This is a genomic window from Cysteiniphilum marinum, from assembly GCF_014857925.1.
GTDB lineage: Bacteria > Pseudomonadota > Gammaproteobacteria > Francisellales > Francisellaceae > Caedibacter > Caedibacter marinus.
In genome coordinates this window covers 12,418-31,139 of record NZ_JACYVZ010000021.1, presented here as the reverse complement: position 1 = coordinate 31,139, position 18,722 = coordinate 12,418, and the positions used below count along the sequence as shown (strand labels likewise).

Sequence of the window (18,722 nt, the reverse complement as noted above, 5' to 3'; positions counted from 1 at the left end):
TTTTATGTCTTTGCTGTATTCTTATTTAAAGAAAGGGTTAAAGCGAATAATAAAATTAAGCTAGTGATGGAAGTTGTAAGCATTGTCAGTGCCAGCGGGTAGGAAGTATTTATCGCAAAGAGTGTTGCCACTGAGCCAACAACTGAACTACCACCTAATTCAAGTGCGCCAAACATCGCAGATGCCGCTCCAGGATACGCACCAAAAGGCTCAAGTGCACCACTGGCACCTGAGCCTGCAGTTAATGCGCAACCAAAAGTTGCAAGCATGCTCGGACCAAAGAAGCCCCAAAGACTTAAACCAAACAGTTGATAGATCACAATAAGTAAAATGCCTGAAGATAATATCAATATGGATCCAAGAATCGATGTCTTTAAAACCCCTAGTTTATGCACGATAGCGCCAGAGATGATTGAGCCAACTAAAAAAGCACCTCCTGCCATACCAAAGAAAATACCGATTTGTGAGCGTGGTTCACCAAGGGTTTTAATAATGTAAGGTGTCATTGAAAAGAGTGTGAAAAAAGCAGAAACACCAGCAATGGCAGGCAAGGTATATGCCCAAAAGGTCAGGCTCTTGCAAATGCTAAAGTAACGACTAAACAAGCTCAAATTAAAAGGTTTGCGATTATTAGGATGTGAGCTTTCTTTGACAAACAAGACGGTTAATATCAGTGTAAACACACCAAGTCCTGTTAGAAAATAAAACACGGCATGCCAGGGGAAATAAGCAGTTAATAACACACCAATGATAGGGCCCAATATAGGAGAGACTGAGATCATAGCATTTAGAAAGCTATAGATCATCGCACTTTGTTTGCCGGAGAAAGCATCACGGACAATCGCAAATGCACTAACGGACATGCCACAAGCACCAAAGCCTTGAATGATACGAAAGGCGATAAGCCAGCCGATATGGTTTGATAGTGCGCACAACAATGAGCCGATACAAAACAAACTCACCGAAATAAAAAGTACTTTATAGCGACCAAATTGATCTGATAATGGACCTAAGATTAATTGGCCAAATCCAGTAACAAGGAAGAATAAAGATAAGGTTAATTGCACCATTTCCTGAGAAGTATTTAAAATGGCTTTCATCTCAGGAATCACGGGCATATAGGTGTCAAGTGCCAATGCAAAGCTAAAAACAACGGGTGCTAGTAAAAAGACCGTAATAACTGGTGAGTACGGCCATTGATAGGTTTTATCTGTCATGATGTCTATTTTGTCTTTATTCTTTTGTTTTTGTACTTGCTTGATTTCGTTGCAAGCGGGTAATGCGAATTATTGTATCTATTCTCAAAGCAAAGTCGAGTGCTTCTAATGACAAAATAAGCGGGGCTTTAAATTCAAGCATTAAAGCGCTAGACAATTGAGCGGGCAAAATATAAACTCTGACCCTGAATTTTAAACCTTGAAAATATAAAGAGTACAAATAAGGATTAGTAATGCAAGTATCTGTTGAAAAAAAAGAAGGCATTCATTGCGTTTTAAATATTGAATTACCAGCAACTGTGATTGATACAGAGGTGTCAAAGCGTATTCAGCGTATCGCTAAAACAGCGAAAGTAGATGGTTTTAGACCAGGTAAAGTGCCAGCAGGTATGATTAAGAAAAAATACGGTGAGCAAGTACGTTTTGAAGTATTAGGTGATGTTTTACCTCCCAAATATGCGCAGGCAATTCAAGAGCATCAATTAAATGCAGCCGGTGTGGAAATTGAAATTCTAAATAACAAAGAAGGTGAAGCGCTTAAGTTTAATGTTAATGTTGAGCTTTTCCCTGAAGTGGTTGTTAAGGATTTAGATAAAGTAACTGTTGAAAAACCAGTCGTTGAGTTAGGCGATGCGCAAACAGAGCAAATGATCAGTAATCTACGTAAACAACTTGCAACGTGGAAAGATGTAGAGCGTGAAGTTCAAGCTGATGACCGTGTCACAATTGACTTCGTTGGTCGTGTTGACGGTGAAGTTTTTGAAGGTGGTTCTGCCAATGACTCTGAAGTGACGATCGGTTCAGGTCAAATGATTCCAGGATTTGAAGATGGCATCATCGGCATGAAAAAAGATGAAGAAAAAACGATTGATGTGACTTTCCCTGAAGATTATCAAAATGATGAGTTAAAAGGCAAAGCAGCACAGTTTGATATCGTCGTTAAAAATATTAAAGAAGCTGAATTGCCAGAGATTGATGACAAGTTTGTTGAGCAGTTTGGTATCAAAGGTGGCGTTGATGAGTTTTATGCTGAGATTAAGCAAAATATGGCACGCGAGCTAAAAAATGCGATTAATAAAACGGTCAAAACACAAGTGTTTGATCAGTTGGTTGATATTATTGATTTCGATGTGCCTAAAGCGCTTGTGCAACGTGAGATCGATCGCTCTAAGCATGATCTTATTGAGCGTATGGGTGGTGCTAAGTCAAAAATGAAAGCAGAGGATTTGCCAGATGACTTATTCAAGGCTAAGGCTGAAAAATCAGTTAAGCTTGGTTTGATTTTGCAAGCGATTGTACATGATCAAAAACTTGAAGCCGATCAAGAATCTATTGATGCGGTGATTGAAGAGATGGCATCAGTGTATGAAGATGCGCAAGAAGTACGTGATCATGTTAACAGTGATAAGAAAGAATTAGAAAACATCAAAAACGTTGTTGTTGAAAATAAGCTAGTGGATTGGGTGGTTGAGCAAGGTCAATCTACTGAAAAAACAGAAGATTTCTTTGAATTGATCAAAAAAGTTTTACCACAAGGTGGCATGTTTTAATCAATGAATTAAAACAACGCAATTTGTGCCAGTAAAGCACTGGAGAAAATAAAATAATCGACTTAAACTAAGGGCCACGTTTGTGGCTTTTTTGTTATTAACTTGTCAGTGTAAACACACTTGCAATATGGATATAAGGTGAAAATATGATTACAAATAATTTAGTCCCTATGGTTGTTGAGCAAACATCACGTGGTGAGCGTTCTTACGATATTTATTCGCGTTTGTTAAAAGAGCGCATTATATTTTTAAATGGTGAAGTCAATGATACATCGGCTAATTTAGTGATCGCTCAATTGTTATTTTTAGAGTCTGAAAACCCTGATAAAGATATTTATTTTTATATCAACTCGCCAGGTGGTTCAGTCACTGCAGGCATGGGTGTTTATGACACGATGCAGTTTATCAAGCCCAATGTAAGCACAATTTGTATTGGATTGGCGGCAAGTATGGGTGCTGTTTTATTAGCAGCAGGCGAAAAAGGTAAGCGTTATAGTTTGCCACATTCGCAAATCATGATTCACCAACCATTAGGTGGTTTTAGAGGTCAGGCATCTGATGTCGAGATCCATGCACGCAATATGTTAAGAATCAAAGAGCGCTTGAATCATGTGTTAGCGCGTCATACCGGTCAATCTTATGAGCAGACGGTGAAAGATACGGATCGCGATAATTTCATGATGGCGGAAGAAGCAAAAGAATATGGCTTAATTGATCAGGTGATTGAATCAAGAGCGCATATTCCAGGTATTAAATAAAAATAAAAGCTTGAATTTCTGCCTAGTCGCCCGCAAATCGGTGGGCGTTTATAATTTTGATTGTTTTTAGAGAGGAAAATATGCCAAGAAAAAGACGTGGCGACGGTGATGGTGATAATGGCCGTGCGCTGTATTGTTCATTCTGTGGGAAATCACAACAAGAAGTACGTAAGTTAATCGCAGGACCTTCTGTTTATATTTGTAATGAATGTGTGAGCTTATGTGAGGGCATCATCAAAACAGGTGGCCCGCAAGATGCAACACAAGAGCCGGACTTATCAACAGCTGAGGGCAAACAAAGTTTACCTAAGCCGGTTGATATTAAAAAACACCTTGATGAGTATATCATCGGTCAAGATGCACCAAAAAAAGTCCTATCAGTAGCGGTATATAACCATTACAAGAGAATTTATAACAAGCAAAAGCAAGATGATGATGTCACTTTATCAAAGAGTAATATTTTGCTGTTAGGTCCAACAGGGTCAGGTAAAACTTTGTTGGCACAAACCTTGGCAAAAATGCTTAACGTTCCTTTTGCTATCGCTGATGCGACGACTTTAACCGAAGCAGGTTATGTTGGTGAAGATGTTGAGAATGTCATTCAAAAGCTGCTACAAAATGCAGATTTTGATGCCAAAAAGGCAGAACGTGGCATCATTTATATTGATGAGATCGATAAAATTGCGCGCAAATCAGAAAACCCATCAATTACACGTGATGTCTCTGGCGAAGGTGTGCAGCAGGCTTTATTGAAGTTAATTGAAGGCACAGTCGCCTCTGTTCCGCCAAAAGGTGGCAGAAAACACCCTAATCAGGATCTTGAGCAAGTGGATACAGCAAATATCTTGTTTATTTGTGGTGGTGCTTTTGCTGGTATCGAATCAGTTATTCAGCAGCGTACTGAGAAATCCGGTATTGGTTTTGGTGCTGATGTTTTCGGTAAAGATGATCAAGCGTCACATAATCGTCTGCTTAAGCAAGTTGAGCCAGAAGATTTGGTTAAGTTTGGATTGATCCCTGAGTTGATTGGTCGTTTACCAGTGATGGCTATCTTGGAAGAGTTGGATGAAGAGGCGTTGGTGAAGATCTTAACTGAGCCAAAAAATGCTTTGATCAAGCAGTATACCAAGCTATTTGAAATTGAAGAAGTTAATGTCGAGTTCACACCGGAAGCGATTAAAGCAGCAGCGCATAGAGCAGTTAAACGCAAAACAGGTGCGCGTGGCTTACGCTCCATTTTGGAAAATGCGTTACTTAATATCATGTTTGAAGCACCATCAATTGAAAATGTTGAAAAAGTTGTGATTGATGAGGCGGCAATCAATGGTAAAGAAGAGCCATTAATTGTATTAAAAGATCAGGCACAATTTAGATTAGCTTCAGTTCAATAAGGTTAGCATGCATGCAATTATATTCGAATGATAAACAAAGTGTTGAAGAATTAGTACCGGTTGTGCCATTAAGAGATATCGTTGTGTATCCTTATATGGCTGTGCCACTTTTTGTCGGTAGAGAAAAATCAATTGCCGCAATTAGTGAAGCGCATGCAACAAGACAAAAAATCTTACTGGTGACGCAAAAATCGGATGATATTGATAATCCGAAAGTTAAGGATTTACACACCACAGGAACCTATGCCAAGATCCTGCAGTTGATGAAGCTGCCAGATGGTACTTGTAAGGTACTTGTTGAAGGTGTTCGTCGAGCGAAGGTGCTTAAGTATTTTGAAGACACGCCTTTTATTGCCGCTCAGATTGAGTTGATTGAAACAAAAAATGACTTAAATGATGTTGATGAAGGTGGATTTATTCGTGCGATCTTGTCAAGCTTTAAAACTTTGGCGGATATGAACGGTCAGATTCCAAAAGAAATTTTGTCGTCAATTTTGTCAGATACCAATTTAACGCGCATTATCGATACAATCGTAGCGCAAGCGCATGCGACAGTATCTAAAAAGCAAGAAGTGCTTGAAGCGGAAGGCTTGCAGCAACGTGCGTCATTATTATTAAAACTACTCATGGCAGAGACCGATGTATTACAGCTTGAGCGTAATATCAAGGATCGTGTCAAATCGCAAGTTGAGCGAAATCAGCGTGAGTACTATCTCAATGAACAGATCAAAGCGATCTATAAAGAGATGGGGGATGCTGATGAAGCTGAAGAGTTTGAGCAATTAAAAGGAAAAATTGATACGGCTAAGATGTCAAAAGAGGCGACTGAAAAAGCATTGTCTGAGCTTAAGAAGCTCAAAGCCATGCCGCCATCCTCGGCTGAAGCCTCCGTATCACGTAACTACATCGAAACCTTAACGTCATTGCCGTGGTCAAAGCGTAGCAAAGTCAAAAAAGATTTAGCGCAAGCAGAAGATACCTTAAATATGGATCATTATGGTCTTGAGAAGGTCAAAGAGCGTATTTTGGAATATCTAGCAGTGCAACAAAGAATGCGTAAGCTTAAAGGACCTATTTTATGCTTAGTCGGGCCTCCGGGTGTTGGTAAAACGTCATTGGGGCAATCAATTGCTAAGGCGACAGGGCGTAAATATGTGCGTATGGCATTAGGAGGTGTTAAAGATGAGGCGGAAATTCGCGGCCATCGACGTACGTATATTGGTGCGTTACCTGGGCAAATTATGCAAAAAATCAGTAAAGTACAGGTGAACAATCCGCTGTTTTTATTGGATGAAATCGATAAGATGTCAGCTGATTTTCGCGGTGATCCATCCTCTGCAATGCTTGAGGTATTGGATCCTGAGCAAAACAATACATTTAATGATCATTATCTAGATGTCGATTATGACCTATCAGATGTGATGTTTGTGGCAACGGCAAATAGTTTAAATATCCCTGATGCCTTAAGAGATCGCATGGAGATTATTTATCTATCGGGTTATACCGAAGATGAAAAAAAGAATATTGCTAAGAATTATTTATTGCCACGAGCGATTAAAGACAATGGTTTAAAAGAAGCTGAGATTGCTGTTGCTGATAAAGTGATTGAGGATATCATTCGTTATTACACACGTGAAGCGGGTGTACGTCGCTTGCAGCAGGAGCTTAATAAGATCTGTCGCAAAGCGGTTAAACATATTTTATCCGCTAAGGATGGTAAGAAAGTCTCAGTTAATAGCAAAAATTTGGATAAATACCTTGGTGTTAGACGCTATGATTTTGGCCTAGCACAACAAGAGGATAAAATTGGACAAGTTACGGGACTTGCGTGGACTGAAGTGGGTGGTGATCTATTAACCATTGAAGCAGTAGCAACGCCAGGCAAAGGTAAGCTTAAGAGCACGGGTAAACTCGGTGAAGTGATGCAAGAGTCGATCCATGCAGCCTTAACCGTCGTGCGCACGATGGCAAAAGACTATGGATTGGATGATGACTTCTATGAGAAACGTGATTTTCATATCCATGTACCGGAAGGTGCGACACCCAAAGATGGACCAAGTGCAGGTATTGCGATGTGTACAGCGGTTTTATCTTCATTGACAGATATTCCAGTTAGAAAAGATGTCGCGATGACAGGTGAGATTACCTTGCGCGGTGACGTATTACCGATCGGTGGTTTAAAAGAAAAACTTTTGGCAGCACTTCGCGGAGGTATTACGACAGTCCTCATTCCATTTGAAAATAAAAAGGATCTTCAGGATATTCCGCAGAATGTAAAAGATGGCTTGGAAATCATTGCTGTTAAGAGAATTGAAGAAGTTTTAGCACGTGCGCTGATGTCAAAAAAAACCAAAAAAAGCTAAAAAAAATGGGAAAACATCAAAAAAACGTTAAAAAACAATGAATTAGCAATAAACCGTGTTGACGTGCGCTACTGTGCTTGCTATAACTTAGGCGAGTTAGGCGGTCGCAAGCCGCTTAAACAGTGAGTTATTCAACAACGAAAGAGGAAAGCATCGTGAATAAAAGTGAACTAGTAAAAGCAATTGCAGAAAAAGCTGACGTAACCAAGGATGTCGCTCAGCGCGCATTAGACGCGACGACTGAAGCGGTAACTGAAGCGTTAAAAGCAGGTCAAACAGTTACTCTTGTTGGATTTGGTTCATTCCAAGTTCGTGAAAGAGCGGCACGTGAGGGGCGCAACCCTAAGACAGGTGAGAAAATGAAGATCAAAGCATCTAAATCACCTTCATTTAAAGCAGGAAAACTATTGAAAGATGCTGTGAACTAATATAGTTCAGCTCGTGGGTGCTTAGCTCAGCTGGGAGAGCATCGCCCTTACAAGGCGAGGGTCGGGGGTTCGATCCCCTCAGCACCCACCATATATTTAAAGGCATGCTTTTAGCATGCCTTTTTTGTTTTCACTATTAAACACCGCAAAATGATTCACGAGCGGTATATCCCATGCTAAGATGTGACAACTTAATTTTAAGCTCAATGGAAGTAGGTAGTAGTGTCATATGTTGCAATCGATTAATGATAAATTTAAAGGTTGGATTACGTGGATTATCATCATCGCAGTGAGTGCGGTTTTTGTATTAACAGGTATTAGTTATTTTTTTGTCTCAGGTGGCGTTTCACCTCAATCTGTGGCAAAAGTAGGTGATGTGCAAATCTCGCAAAATAGCTATCAACAAAGCTTGTCGCAAAATATGCAAGCACAGCCTTCACTTGATCAAAAAGCATTACAAGAGAAAACATTAAATCAATTAGTGGATCAAGCATTGTTGCAACAAGATGCCACGGCATCGCATATTGCCATTACACAATCTGCGGTATCCACTGCAATTTTCCAAAATCCGGCGTTTATTGAAAATGGGCAATACTCAGCGAAACGTTTTGATGAGTTAGCTAAGTTATATGGTGGTGCCGGCAATATCAAAGCATTGATTGCCAATAGTATTTTGACCTCAAGTATTGTCACACCGCTATTGCAAAGTGAGTTTGTGTTAAGTGATGAACAAAAAACACTAAGTGCACTAATGGGGCAAAAGCGCGAAGTGACTTATTATGATTTTGCCGCGAAAGATTACGCCAGTAAGATCAAGCCAACAGACAAAGTGCTTCAAGCTTATTATTATGCACACAAAGCGCAATATGAGCAGATTGAGCAAGCGGTTGTATCTTATGTCAAATTATCATCTCAGGACTTTGTGAGCAAAGAGCCAGTATCTGAGCGTGAAATCAATAGCTATTATCAAGCCAATAAAGATGCGCTTATGTCACCTGAGTTAAGAGCTGGTGAGACAATCACAATTGATAAAAAGGCTAAAGATAGCAAAACAATTGCTGATAAACTTAAAGCCAATAAAACATTAACGGCTGATGAGTTAAAAGAAGTTAAAATTGAACAAATAAAGTCACTATCACAAGCAGATGCTTCAGGCTTTGCGCAGTTTGCGTTATTTAATTTAACGCTTGAATCACCTGTCAAAGAAACATCGGGTAATGAGTTTGTTAAATTAACAAAAATCACAGCACCTGCCCAAATGTCATTGTCAGCAGCAAAGCCTGTGATTGAAAAAATTCTTAAAAATCGTGCGGCATTGACTAAGTTTAATGAAGTGTTAACAAGTATTAATAGCAATAGCTTTGACCAAGTCGTTAAAGCCAATAAATTAACGCCTACCACGACAAAGGCATTTGATAAAAATACGACAAGTGGCAGTGTTGAAGGCAATGCCAAATTACAAGAAGCGGTATTTGATCACAATAAAGCGCAAGGCTTTATTGCTCAAGGTCAAACCGATGGCATTATCTACAAAGTTGACAAGATGATTCCGAAACATACCTTAAGCTTTGATAAGGTTAAAGATAAGGTCAAAACGGCGTATATTGCCACAGAGTCATTAGCACAAGCGCAAAAAGCAGCACAAAATGCGCTTAAAACTTTACAAGATAAAAAAGAAGTCAAAACGGTGAAGGCAAAAACCGAAACCATTTCACGCAGTGACTTTACCCTTGATCAAGACTTAAAAACAGCTATTTTCAGTGATAGTTTGAAGTCATATAAATTGGCAAAAAATGGCGAGTCTTATTGGGTATATGAAGTGGCAAAAGTCATTGATGGCACGGATGAGTTGCCATCGCAAGTACTACAGAATAACTATAGTAATATTGAGCTAAATGACTATTTGGCTGCATTAAAGAAACAATATAAAGTTGAGATTAATCATCAACTGATTCAATAACTATTTCTCCATGTCTGTTATTTCAAAAAAAGTCTATGCTTTGGCAGGTCCGACTGCCTCAGGAAAAACGTCTCTCTCCATTGAGCTTGCCAAAGAAATGAATGCTGAAATTATCAGTGTTGATTCGGCTTTGGTATACAAGCGATTGGATATTGGTTCAGCTAAACCGAATCTCTTGGAAATGAAGGGTGTTTCTCATCATTTGATTGATATTATCGAGCCGTGGTTTAATTACTCGGTCAATGATTTTATCAATGATACTAAGCGATTGATTCAAGAGATCCATGCACGTAACAAAGAAGTATTACTTGTAGGTGGCACGATGATGTACTTTAAAGCATTGCAAGAGGGCATATCTAAACTGCCTGAAGCAGATGATAAAGTGCGTGACACAATCAAATTACAAGATTTAGCGTATTGGTATGACTTCTTGATGCACAAAGACCCTCTCACAGCTAACAAGCTTAACCCAAATGATCAACAACGGATTGAGCGTGCCGTTGAGGTGATATTACTTACTGAGCAACCTTATTCGCATGTTATTGCTGAAAATGCCAAAGAGGGTGGTTTAGGTCAGTTACTTAAGCTATGCGCGTTAGTTCCAAATGATCGTAAACATTTACATCAGATGATTGAAAAGCGCTTTATGCAAATGCTAGATAATGGTTTTTTAAAAGAAGTTGAAGGGCTTAAAAATCTAGCGCTTATGCATGCTGATCTGCCCTCCATGCGCAGTGTCGGTTATCGCCAAGCATGGCAGCACCTTGATGGCGAGTATGATTATAATGAATTTGTTGCCAAGGGAGTTGCAGCAACACGCCAGTTAGCTAAGCGCCAGTTAACCTGGATTCGTAACTGGCATCAACCAATGTTTACGATTGATGCTAATCTAGGATTTAATGACAAGCTTGATCAAGCGTTGCGGTTTTTCGTATGAGATTTGTTTGTCAGGAATTGCTTTTAAAAATACCACGTCAAATTAAGCCGCTACCTTAAACTTAACAAGTGGTCGCTACATCAACTTTAAAAAATTGCTGCCAAATGCAAGGCTACCTCCGGCCGGAAATTCGATTCGTAAAGCTCGGATTATTGGTTTGGTTGTTGTTTTGTATACTCACATGTAAATTCTTCGTGAAGGGTAAATCTTTTATCATAAGTAATTTCCATTCCAACAAGCGGTCCAAAGTGTTCTATATAAGCGCTTGGAGTAATTTCTTTTTTATTAGAATTGACTCCAACAGCATGCTTACCTATCTGGTGATAGTACTCAAGTGTTATGTGATTGACAGTTGCATTTTTGTCTTTTGTAGGATAGCAGCTGACCTTTTCTGGAATTTTTTTAAAACCCCTAAACAAAACTGGATCCATAGAATTATCAAACTTCACTGTATTATTATCTCTATCATCATCCATACGAGAAACGCTGCATGTTTTGATAGGATGGTCGCTTCCAAAATTTTTCATAGGATGAAAAGTACAATGAGTAATAGCATAACTGAGCTGGCTTAAAGGAATAGAACAAACGACCAATGTAATTAATGATATACCTTTGTTTCTTTGTAGATTAAGCATTTTATTCCCCTTATTAAATTAATAATCTTTTGTTTAAAATTTTATAAAATAACGCTATAGTCAACGTCTTGTATCACTTAGCACCGCAATCATACCATTCCATTAGCACCCAATCATACCAGTAAGCTTAGGCTTGGTGTGGCCCACTTAATTCGCATCTGATTAGACCATAGTTGTATATTGTGCATACATGAATTACGCTGTTGTAATTGCATGTATACGTGTTTAAAAGATGGCAAACAGGAATTTTGAAGTGCACCACTACAAACAAATAATTTACCGCTTAAGATCGGACCAAAGTCAACGTGAAATTGAACGATGCAAGCTAGCCTCCAGAACTAAACTGCGAGAGATTATCAAAGTTGCAAAACAACAAGGCTGGTTAGCAAAGAATGCTCAGATTCCTTCTGATGCTGAGCTTGCTAAGCATTTTATCAAAGAGCAACCAAAGCAAAATCAATCTCAAGCCCTAGCTTTCAAAAATAAAATAATCGATTGGTTTAATGAAGGAATACAAGGCGTTGTTATTCATCAACATTTACAGGAAAATTATGGCTATGAAGGCTCTTATCACAGCATTCAACGCTTTATCAAAAAACTCAAACTTGACAGCAAAGTCGACTTAACAACACCCTTGGTGTTTCAGCCAGGCGAAGCAGCACAAGTAGACTTTGGGCAAGGACCTGTACTATATGATGATCGTGTTGGTAAGGAAGTTAAAACATGGTTCTTTGTTATGACGCTTTGCTATAGCCGTCACCAATATGTTGAACTAGTAACACATCAAGATGTTGATACTTGGTTAAACTGTCATAAAAACGCCTTTGAATGGTTTGATGGCGTGCCTAAGAAGATTATTATTGATAATCCTAAATGTGCGATTATCAAAGCGTCAACCACGGAGCCTCAAATACAGCGAAGCTATGAATCATTAGCAGAAGCTTATGGATTTGTTATCAGTCCTTGTCCCATCGCTGACCCACAAAAGAAAGGATGTGTCGAATCAGGCGTTAAATATGTTAAAAATAACTTTGCTCCTTTAAGAACATTCACCTCTTTACAGCAAGCTAATAAGGCATTGAAACAATGGGTGCTAACGACCGCAGGCACACGTAAACATGGCACAACCAAAGAGCAGCCTTTATCACGATTTGAATCGATTGAAAAAGCCAGTTTAAAGAAGCTCCCTGCGGCACCTGTTGAGTTGGTTACATGGACAAAGGCAAAGCTTCATCGTGATTGCCATGTTAAGGTGAATCATTGCCGTTATAGCGCACCCTTTCAATATGCGTTACTTGAGTTATGGGTAGCATCAACCCAAACAACCGTGCGGATTTATCATCAACATGAGTTGGTTGCAACACATGCGCGAAGCTTTGATCCTGATGTCCCTAAAACGCAATTGGCACACTTGCCTCATAATGCCAAGGCTTTCTTTGAGCAAGATGCTACGTGGTGTTTGGCGCAAGCTAAAAGCATTGGTGTTCATTGTTGCAAGGTAATTGAGTGCTTACTTAATCATCCAGTCAAAGACTTGCTACGTGCTGCACAATCGGTTATTCGTCTGGCTACTAGCTATGGTGCTAACAGGTTAGAACAAGCCTGTTTAAGAGCGATTCATTTTAATACAATTAGTTTGCATACGATTAAAACGATTTTAAAGTCGTCATTAGATCATCACACCTTAGATTTAGAGCAGAGCTTTGATCAGTTAGGCAGTGCTTATCAAGGACAAGGTATTTATCAACGACAAAGCAGTCAAGCAAGACATTAAGGATAGGCAAATGGATAGTATTATGATGCAACTAAAAGCATTAAAGCTCTCAGGCATGGCTGATGCGTTCAATGCTCGGATTAAAGAGGCGGTGGCTAATCAAATAGGGCATGCTGATTTTATATCACTGTTATTGGAGGATGAGCGCTTAGAACGTCAGCGTAAACAATACCAAAGGCGTTATAAAAAAGCTGACTTTAAAGGCTTTAAAACCTTGGAGAACTTTGACTTTAGTGCAAATCCTAAGATTAACCAATCAATGATACGGGATCTAGCAACTTGTCGTTTTATTAAAGAAGGTAGCCCTGTCATCATTGAGGGACCTTGTGGCACAGGGAAAACACACATCGCTCAGGCGATCGGACATTGTGCTGTGCAAAGTGGTTACGATGTCATATTAGCCTCTCAGACCAAGCTTGCACAACAGTTGCAATCTGCCAAGGCGCTAAATACTTACGAGCAAACGATGAAGCGTATTGCTAAGGTGCCATTATTGATCATCGATGATTTTGGTTTAAAACCATTGCGATCACCAGAGGATGAATATCTACATGAGTTAATTGCTGAACGTAGTGAGTTTAAATCAACCTTAATTACCAGTAATCTTTCAACACATGAGTGGCATCAGGCTTTCCCAAATAAGCTGCTTGGCGCTGCTACGATTGATCGTTTAGTGCATAATGCATACATGCTGACGATAGAAGGGAAAAGTTATCGTGCAATTAAAAACTTGCAAAAAGGAGATGATATGACAACCTAATTTTCTTAAACTAAATCCGGTCTTTTGATGCGCTTTAAGTGGGATACTTGGCTGCGATTGAGGTGGGTTAATTAGGGTGCTAAATGACAGAAAGCATGTATTACCCTGCAGATAATGTCAGTGGTGATATTTATGATATTATTCATAATAAAAATGCAGTATATCTTTTCCTTGCGGATGCAACAGGGAAGGATTTTTCAGCTGCCATTTATGCTACATTTGCGCTCATGCGATTTAAGATTCTAGCTGAATACTCACATTCACCAAGTGAAATTTTGAGTAAACTAAACAGTTATTTATTACAAATGAATATCGAGAAAATGTATTTAACGGCGGTTTGCATTAAATTTGATTTAGACAAAGAAACTGTAGAGTACGCGCTTGCAGGGCATGATATGCCTATATTTATAGATAAATATAACAATGAATTGGCTAAAGATATGCCTTATGAGCCAATTTTAGGTGTTATTGATAATCAAACGTATAGTGATTGCCATATAAACCTTAATCAAATCTCAAAAATATTATTGTTTAGTGATGGATTGTCTGAGGCAAGAAACAATATTGAGGGAATGTTTTCTAGAGAAAGATTGGTTAAGAAATTGCAACAATCAACCTTCAATTTAGAGTCTTTAGCTGTTGCAATTAATGAATTTGAGGATGAGAAATTAAAAGATGATAAATCAGCTATTTATATTGAAGTTGATCACTTATAGAAGCATGGGGTTATTTACAACGGATATTTTTAACCAACCCATCTGCGCGCATTCATAAACAAACGCATCCATGGTGAATATTCAATGTCTTTATTCTTCCAATCCGCAGGATACCATGACATCTGCGCTAATCTGAAGGCACGCTCTGGATGTGGCATCATAATGGTGGCACGTCCATCAAGTGAGGTAAAGCTCGTGAAGCCACCTTGTGAGCCATTTGGATTTAATGGATAGTGTTCGGTTGGCTTATTATGACTGTCGATATAGCGCATGGCTGTTTGCTCGTTGGCAATCAAATGCTTTAAGTCATCTTGATGCTGATACTGTGTACGACCTTCGCCATGAGAGACAACAATAGGCATCTTTAAGCCTGCCATATCTTCAAAGATAATCGATGGCGTTTTTAATACTTCAACCATCGATAAGCGACCTTCAAATTGTTCAGAAAGGTTACGCACAAAGCGTGGCCAGTGTGTGGCACCTGGGATGATATCTTTGAGTTGTGAGAGCATCTGACAACCATTACACATACCAACGGTAAAGGTATCAGTACGTGCGAAAAATTGTGCAAATTGCTCTAAAAGGTTTGGATCAAATAAAATAGACTTTGCCCAACCGCCACCGGCTCCTAACACATCACCATAAGAGAAGCCACCACATGCCGCTAGTCCTTTAAATTCATTGAGATTAATGCGCTTATTTTGTAAATCCGTCATATGCACATCAATAGCATCAAAGCCACTTAGTGTAAAGGCTGCAGCCATTTCGTTATTACTATTGACTCCTTGTTCGCGTAAGATCGCCACTTTGGGTTTGTTCTCAAGGTTAAGATAAGGACTCGCAATATTTTCTTTGCAATTAAACGAAACCTGGGCAAAAAGACCATGATCGTTATGACCATTAATCAGATCATGCTCTTGATCAGCGCACTGTGCATTATCACGCATACGTTGAATCTGATAAGAGGTTTCAGACCAAAGTGTTTGCAATTGAGCGCGCGTCATACAGAAGACTTCATCAATATCGTGACTAATAATAAGCTTAGCATCATCGGTTGATGTATTTGGTCGCCCAATCGCGTGCGCTTTTAACTGGAAGCTTGCAAGGACTTGCATCACAATGCTGCGATCAGTGTTTCTTATTTGAATCACTGCACCTAGCTCCTCATTAAAGAGTGCGGCATGAACATCATCACCAAGCGCATCAATATCAATATCTAAACCACACTTAGCCGCAAACATCATCTCACACAACGTAGTAAATAAGCCGCCATCTGAGCGATCATGATAAGCGCAAATCTTATCATCTTTAACCAATTGATGGATGGCGGCAAAGAAATTTTGCAAAAGCTCAGGTTCAATATCAGGTGTTTCATTGCCAAGCTCATTATAGCTTTGGGCAAACGATGATCCACCTAAGCGATTTTTACCTAGCCCTAGATCAATAAGAATAAGATCAGTCTCAAATGCTAAACGCAATTGTGGTGTTAATGTGCGACGAATATCCTGAACAGGCGCAAAAGCCGTAGCAACAAGCGAAACAGGGGAGGTTACCGATTTTTCTTGATTATTATCATCATGCCATTTGGTTTTCATCGATAAGGAATCTTTGCCAACAGGAATCGTTAGATCAAGTGCTGGACAAAACTCCATACCAGCGGTTTTAACCATCTCATAGAGTCGGGCATCTTCACCAGGGTGTGAGCATGCTGCCATCCAGTTGGCAGAAAGCTTGACATCAGATAAGTGATAGATATAAGCAGCAGCAATATTAGTAATTGCCTCACCAATGGTGATTCTAGCAGCAGCAGCGGGGTTCATCATTGCCAGTATTGGGCGCTCGCCCATTGCCATTGCCTCGCCATGATAATCTGTGAAGCTTGTTGCAGTTACGGCAACGTCAGCTACAGGCACTTGCCATGGACCGACCATTTGATCGCGTTGTGTCATACCGCCAACGGTGCGATCACCAATGGTAATTAGAAATTTCTTACTACCAACGGCGGGTAAACGTAAAATGCGCTTAGCGGCATCTTGTAAATCGATACTACTATAATCCCAATTGCTATAAGCATTGGCAGTTGTGGTCACATTTTTTAGTGTTTTAGGTGCTTTACCTAATAGTAATGACAATGGCATGTGAATCGGGTCAATGCTAGAATTATCATCTTTTAAAATCAAAACTTGTTCTTCAGTTGCTTCACCGACAATGCTATAAGGGCAACGCTCGCGCTTTGCAATATTATCAAAAGTAGCTAAATCATTCTCAGCAATAGCAAGTACATAGCGCTCTTGTGATTCATTGCACCAGATTTCTAGGGGTGATAAGCCTTTTTCAGCTACTTGAATTTTATTGAGATCAAAGATAGCGCCACGCTCGCAGTCAGCAACTAGCTCAGGTAATGCATTAGATAAGCCACCTGCACCAACATCATGAATGCTAATGATGGGGTTATTGAGCCCCATTGACCAGCAGCTATCAATCACTTCTTGTGCGCGACGTTCAATCTCGGCATTATCACGTTGCACAGAGGCGAAATCAAGATCTTCATTAGAGTGTCCGGAGTTAACCGAAGAAGCAGCCCCTCCGCCTAGACCAATCAGCATCCCAGGACCGCCTAAAACGATAATCTTGGCACCGACAGGGATTTTGCGTTTTTCGATATGTTCTTCTTTGATATTGCCATAGCCACCTGCAATCATAATTGGCTTATGATAACCCCAGATTTCACCATTTACGTTTTGCTCAAAACTACGAAAATACCCACATAGATTAGGACGTCCAAACTCATTGTTAAAAGCAGCCCCCCCAAGAGGCGCTTCAATCATAATATCTAATGCGGAAGCAATGCGCTCAGGTTTGCCGTAAGGGGTTTCCCACGGCTGGATATCATGAGGAATATTTAGGTTGGAGACGGTATAACCCGTAAGTCCCGCTTTTGGTTTAGCACCTCGCCCTGTGGCGCCCTCATCACGGATCTCGCCACCGGCTCCTGTGGCAGCGCCTGGATGCGGGGCTATAGCCGTTGGGTGATTATGTGTTTCCACTTTGATCTGAATATGAATAGGCTCACGTTTGAAATGATACAGTCCATTATCATCACGCTGTAAACGCTCAGCAGCATAACCAGCAATGACTGCAGCATTGTCATGATAGGCTGAGAGGACATTTTCTTTGTGATGTTCATAGGTGTTTTTGATCATTGGGAATAGCCCAAGTGGTTGTGCTTGACCATCAATAATCCAATCAGCTCTGAAAATCTTGTGTCGACAATGCTCTGAGTTGGCTTGTGCGAACATCATAAGCTCTACATCATTAGGATCGCGATTAAGGTTGATGAAGCCATCATGTAAATAATCAATTTCATCATCAGATAACGCCAAACCAAGCGCACGATTGATCTTCTCTAAGGCGCTACGCCCTTCACTTAATATTGGAATCGTTTGTAGTGTGCCAACAGCATGGGTGCTGATAAATGGATTGGTGTCTGCAATTGAGAAGCTAACGGTTTGCATCATACGGTCGTGTAACTTAGTAGCGAGCAAGTTTAAAGCATGTCGATCCAGTATGCTTTGGCTTTTGAGATAATAAACAATGCCGCGCTCAATACGTGTGACCTTGTTCAATCCGCAATTGTGCGCAATGTCGGTTGCCTTTGATGACCACGGCGAGATTGTGCCTAAACGTGGTGTGATGATAATGGTTTGTCCTTGCTTATCAGTGAGCTGTCCTTTGTCGCCATAATTTAATAAAGCTGAGAGTTTATTTAACTCATCATCGTTTAATGTGTCACTGTGCTCAATAAAGTGAATATATTCCGCTTGAACCATCTCAATACGAGGATCAATCTCCTGTAATTTAGCTAAGATTTTTTGTTGATCAAACGAAGATAATGCGTCATTGCCAAAAAGTTGTAACATCTTTGCACTCGTGCAGAAGGTTTGTGTGCCAATATTCTGATAGATTTGTTGCAATTTATAAAGCGTAAAATGTGATTTTATTTATGAGTTGGAGTGATAAATGAACAATGTTTTTGTGGCTATGACTATATTTTGGCCCATATTGATTATTAAGCGTTGGCTGAGCGTCAGTCGAAGCCTCTAGTGATGCTCAGTGCGTCGCTTCGACGGATGCTCAGTACATCGCTTCGACGGATGCTCAGGGTGCGGTGAGCACTTGTGAGCGAATATTTAATCTGAGCTGTTGTTGTTTATTATAAACTCTTGCTAAAAA

General features: G+C 39.9%; 13 protein-coding genes and 1 tRNA gene. 11 read left to right on the top strand and 3 right to left on the bottom strand.

The genetic code is table 11. The features are described 5' to 3' along the window. Nucleotides 1-2 precede the first annotated feature (2 nt). Entirely contained in the window at nt 3-1,217 is a 1,215-nt protein-coding gene (locus IE867_RS09725; RefSeq protein WP_192484530.1) for a multidrug effflux MFS transporter, read from the bottom strand. Between the two features lie 233 nt (nt 1,218-1,450). Here IE867_RS09725 and tig point away from each other — a divergent pair, with 233 nt between their 5' ends. From tig to miaA, 8 genes are all read left to right on the top strand, one after another. Further along, nucleotides 1,451-2,767 carry a trigger factor gene (gene tig, locus IE867_RS09720; RefSeq protein WP_192484529.1) on the top strand — a complete coding sequence of 439 codons (1,317 nt, stop codon included), beginning with the start codon at nt 1,451-1,453 and terminating at the stop codon, nt 2,765-2,767. Nucleotides 2,768-2,913: 146 nt separating this feature from the next. Further along, on the top strand, nt 2,914-3,525 hold the full coding sequence (gene clpP / locus IE867_RS09715) for an ATP-dependent Clp endopeptidase proteolytic subunit ClpP (RefSeq protein ID WP_192484528.1): 612 nt from the start codon (nt 2,914-2,916) through the stop codon (nt 3,523-3,525). Nucleotides 3,526-3,605: 80 nt separating this feature from the next. Continuing rightward, a complete protein-coding gene (gene clpX, locus IE867_RS09710) occupies nt 3,606-4,916 on the top strand; it encodes an ATP-dependent Clp protease ATP-binding subunit ClpX (protein WP_192484527.1) in 1,311 nt (436 codons plus the stop codon). Nucleotides 4,917-4,927: 11 nt separating this feature from the next. Beyond that, nucleotides 4,928-7,279 carry an endopeptidase La gene (gene lon, locus IE867_RS09705; RefSeq protein ID WP_192484526.1) on the top strand — a complete coding sequence of 784 codons (2,352 nt, stop codon included), beginning with the start codon at nt 4,928-4,930 and terminating at the stop codon, nt 7,277-7,279. Nucleotides 7,280-7,401: 122 nt separating this feature from the next. Further along, a complete protein-coding gene (locus IE867_RS09700; RefSeq protein WP_263478727.1) occupies nt 7,402-7,707 on the top strand; it encodes an HU family DNA-binding protein in 306 nt (101 codons plus the stop codon). 15 nt (nt 7,708-7,722) lie between these two features. Then, nucleotides 7,723-7,798: transfer RNA gene (locus tag IE867_RS09695), tRNA-Val, on the top strand. A 138-nt stretch (nt 7,799-7,936) separates the two neighbouring features. Further along, on the top strand, nt 7,937-9,667 hold the full coding sequence (locus IE867_RS09690) for a SurA N-terminal domain-containing protein (protein WP_192484525.1): 1,731 nt from the start codon (nt 7,937-7,939) through the stop codon (nt 9,665-9,667). A gap of 19 nt (nt 9,668-9,686) precedes the next feature. Further along, entirely contained in the window at nt 9,687-10,604 is a 918-nt protein-coding gene (miaA, locus tag IE867_RS09685) for a tRNA (adenosine(37)-N6)-dimethylallyltransferase MiaA (protein ID WP_192484543.1), read from the top strand. Nucleotides 10,605-10,753: 149 nt separating this feature from the next. On the opposite strand, the gene IE867_RS09680 is transcribed toward miaA, so the two are convergent. After that, a complete protein-coding gene (locus IE867_RS09680) occupies nt 10,754-11,239 on the bottom strand; it encodes a hypothetical protein (RefSeq protein ID WP_192484524.1) in 486 nt (161 codons plus the stop codon). Between the two features lie 232 nt (nt 11,240-11,471). Here IE867_RS09680 and istA point away from each other — a divergent pair, with 232 nt between their 5' ends. From istA to IE867_RS09665, 3 genes are all read left to right on the top strand, one after another. Then, nucleotides 11,472-13,013 (top strand): IS21 family transposase, encoded by a 1,542-nt coding sequence (gene istA / locus IE867_RS09675; protein WP_192484523.1) that lies wholly within the window; start codon nt 11,472-11,474, stop codon nt 13,011-13,013. 10 nt (nt 13,014-13,023) lie between these two features. Further along, on the top strand, nt 13,024-13,773 hold the full coding sequence (gene istB, locus IE867_RS09670) for an IS21-like element helper ATPase IstB (protein ID WP_192484522.1): 750 nt from the start codon (nt 13,024-13,026) through the stop codon (nt 13,771-13,773). Between the two features lie 83 nt (nt 13,774-13,856). Then, nucleotides 13,857-14,489, top strand: a complete 633-nt coding sequence (locus IE867_RS09665; RefSeq protein ID WP_192484521.1) for a PP2C family protein-serine/threonine phosphatase — start codon at nt 13,857-13,859, stop codon at nt 14,487-14,489. A 29-nt stretch (nt 14,490-14,518) separates the two neighbouring features. On the opposite strand, the gene purL is transcribed toward IE867_RS09665, so the two are convergent. Then, entirely contained in the window at nt 14,519-18,409 is a 3,891-nt protein-coding gene (purL, locus tag IE867_RS09660) for a phosphoribosylformylglycinamidine synthase (protein ID WP_192484520.1), read from the bottom strand. Nucleotides 18,410-18,722: the final 313 nt, after the last annotated feature.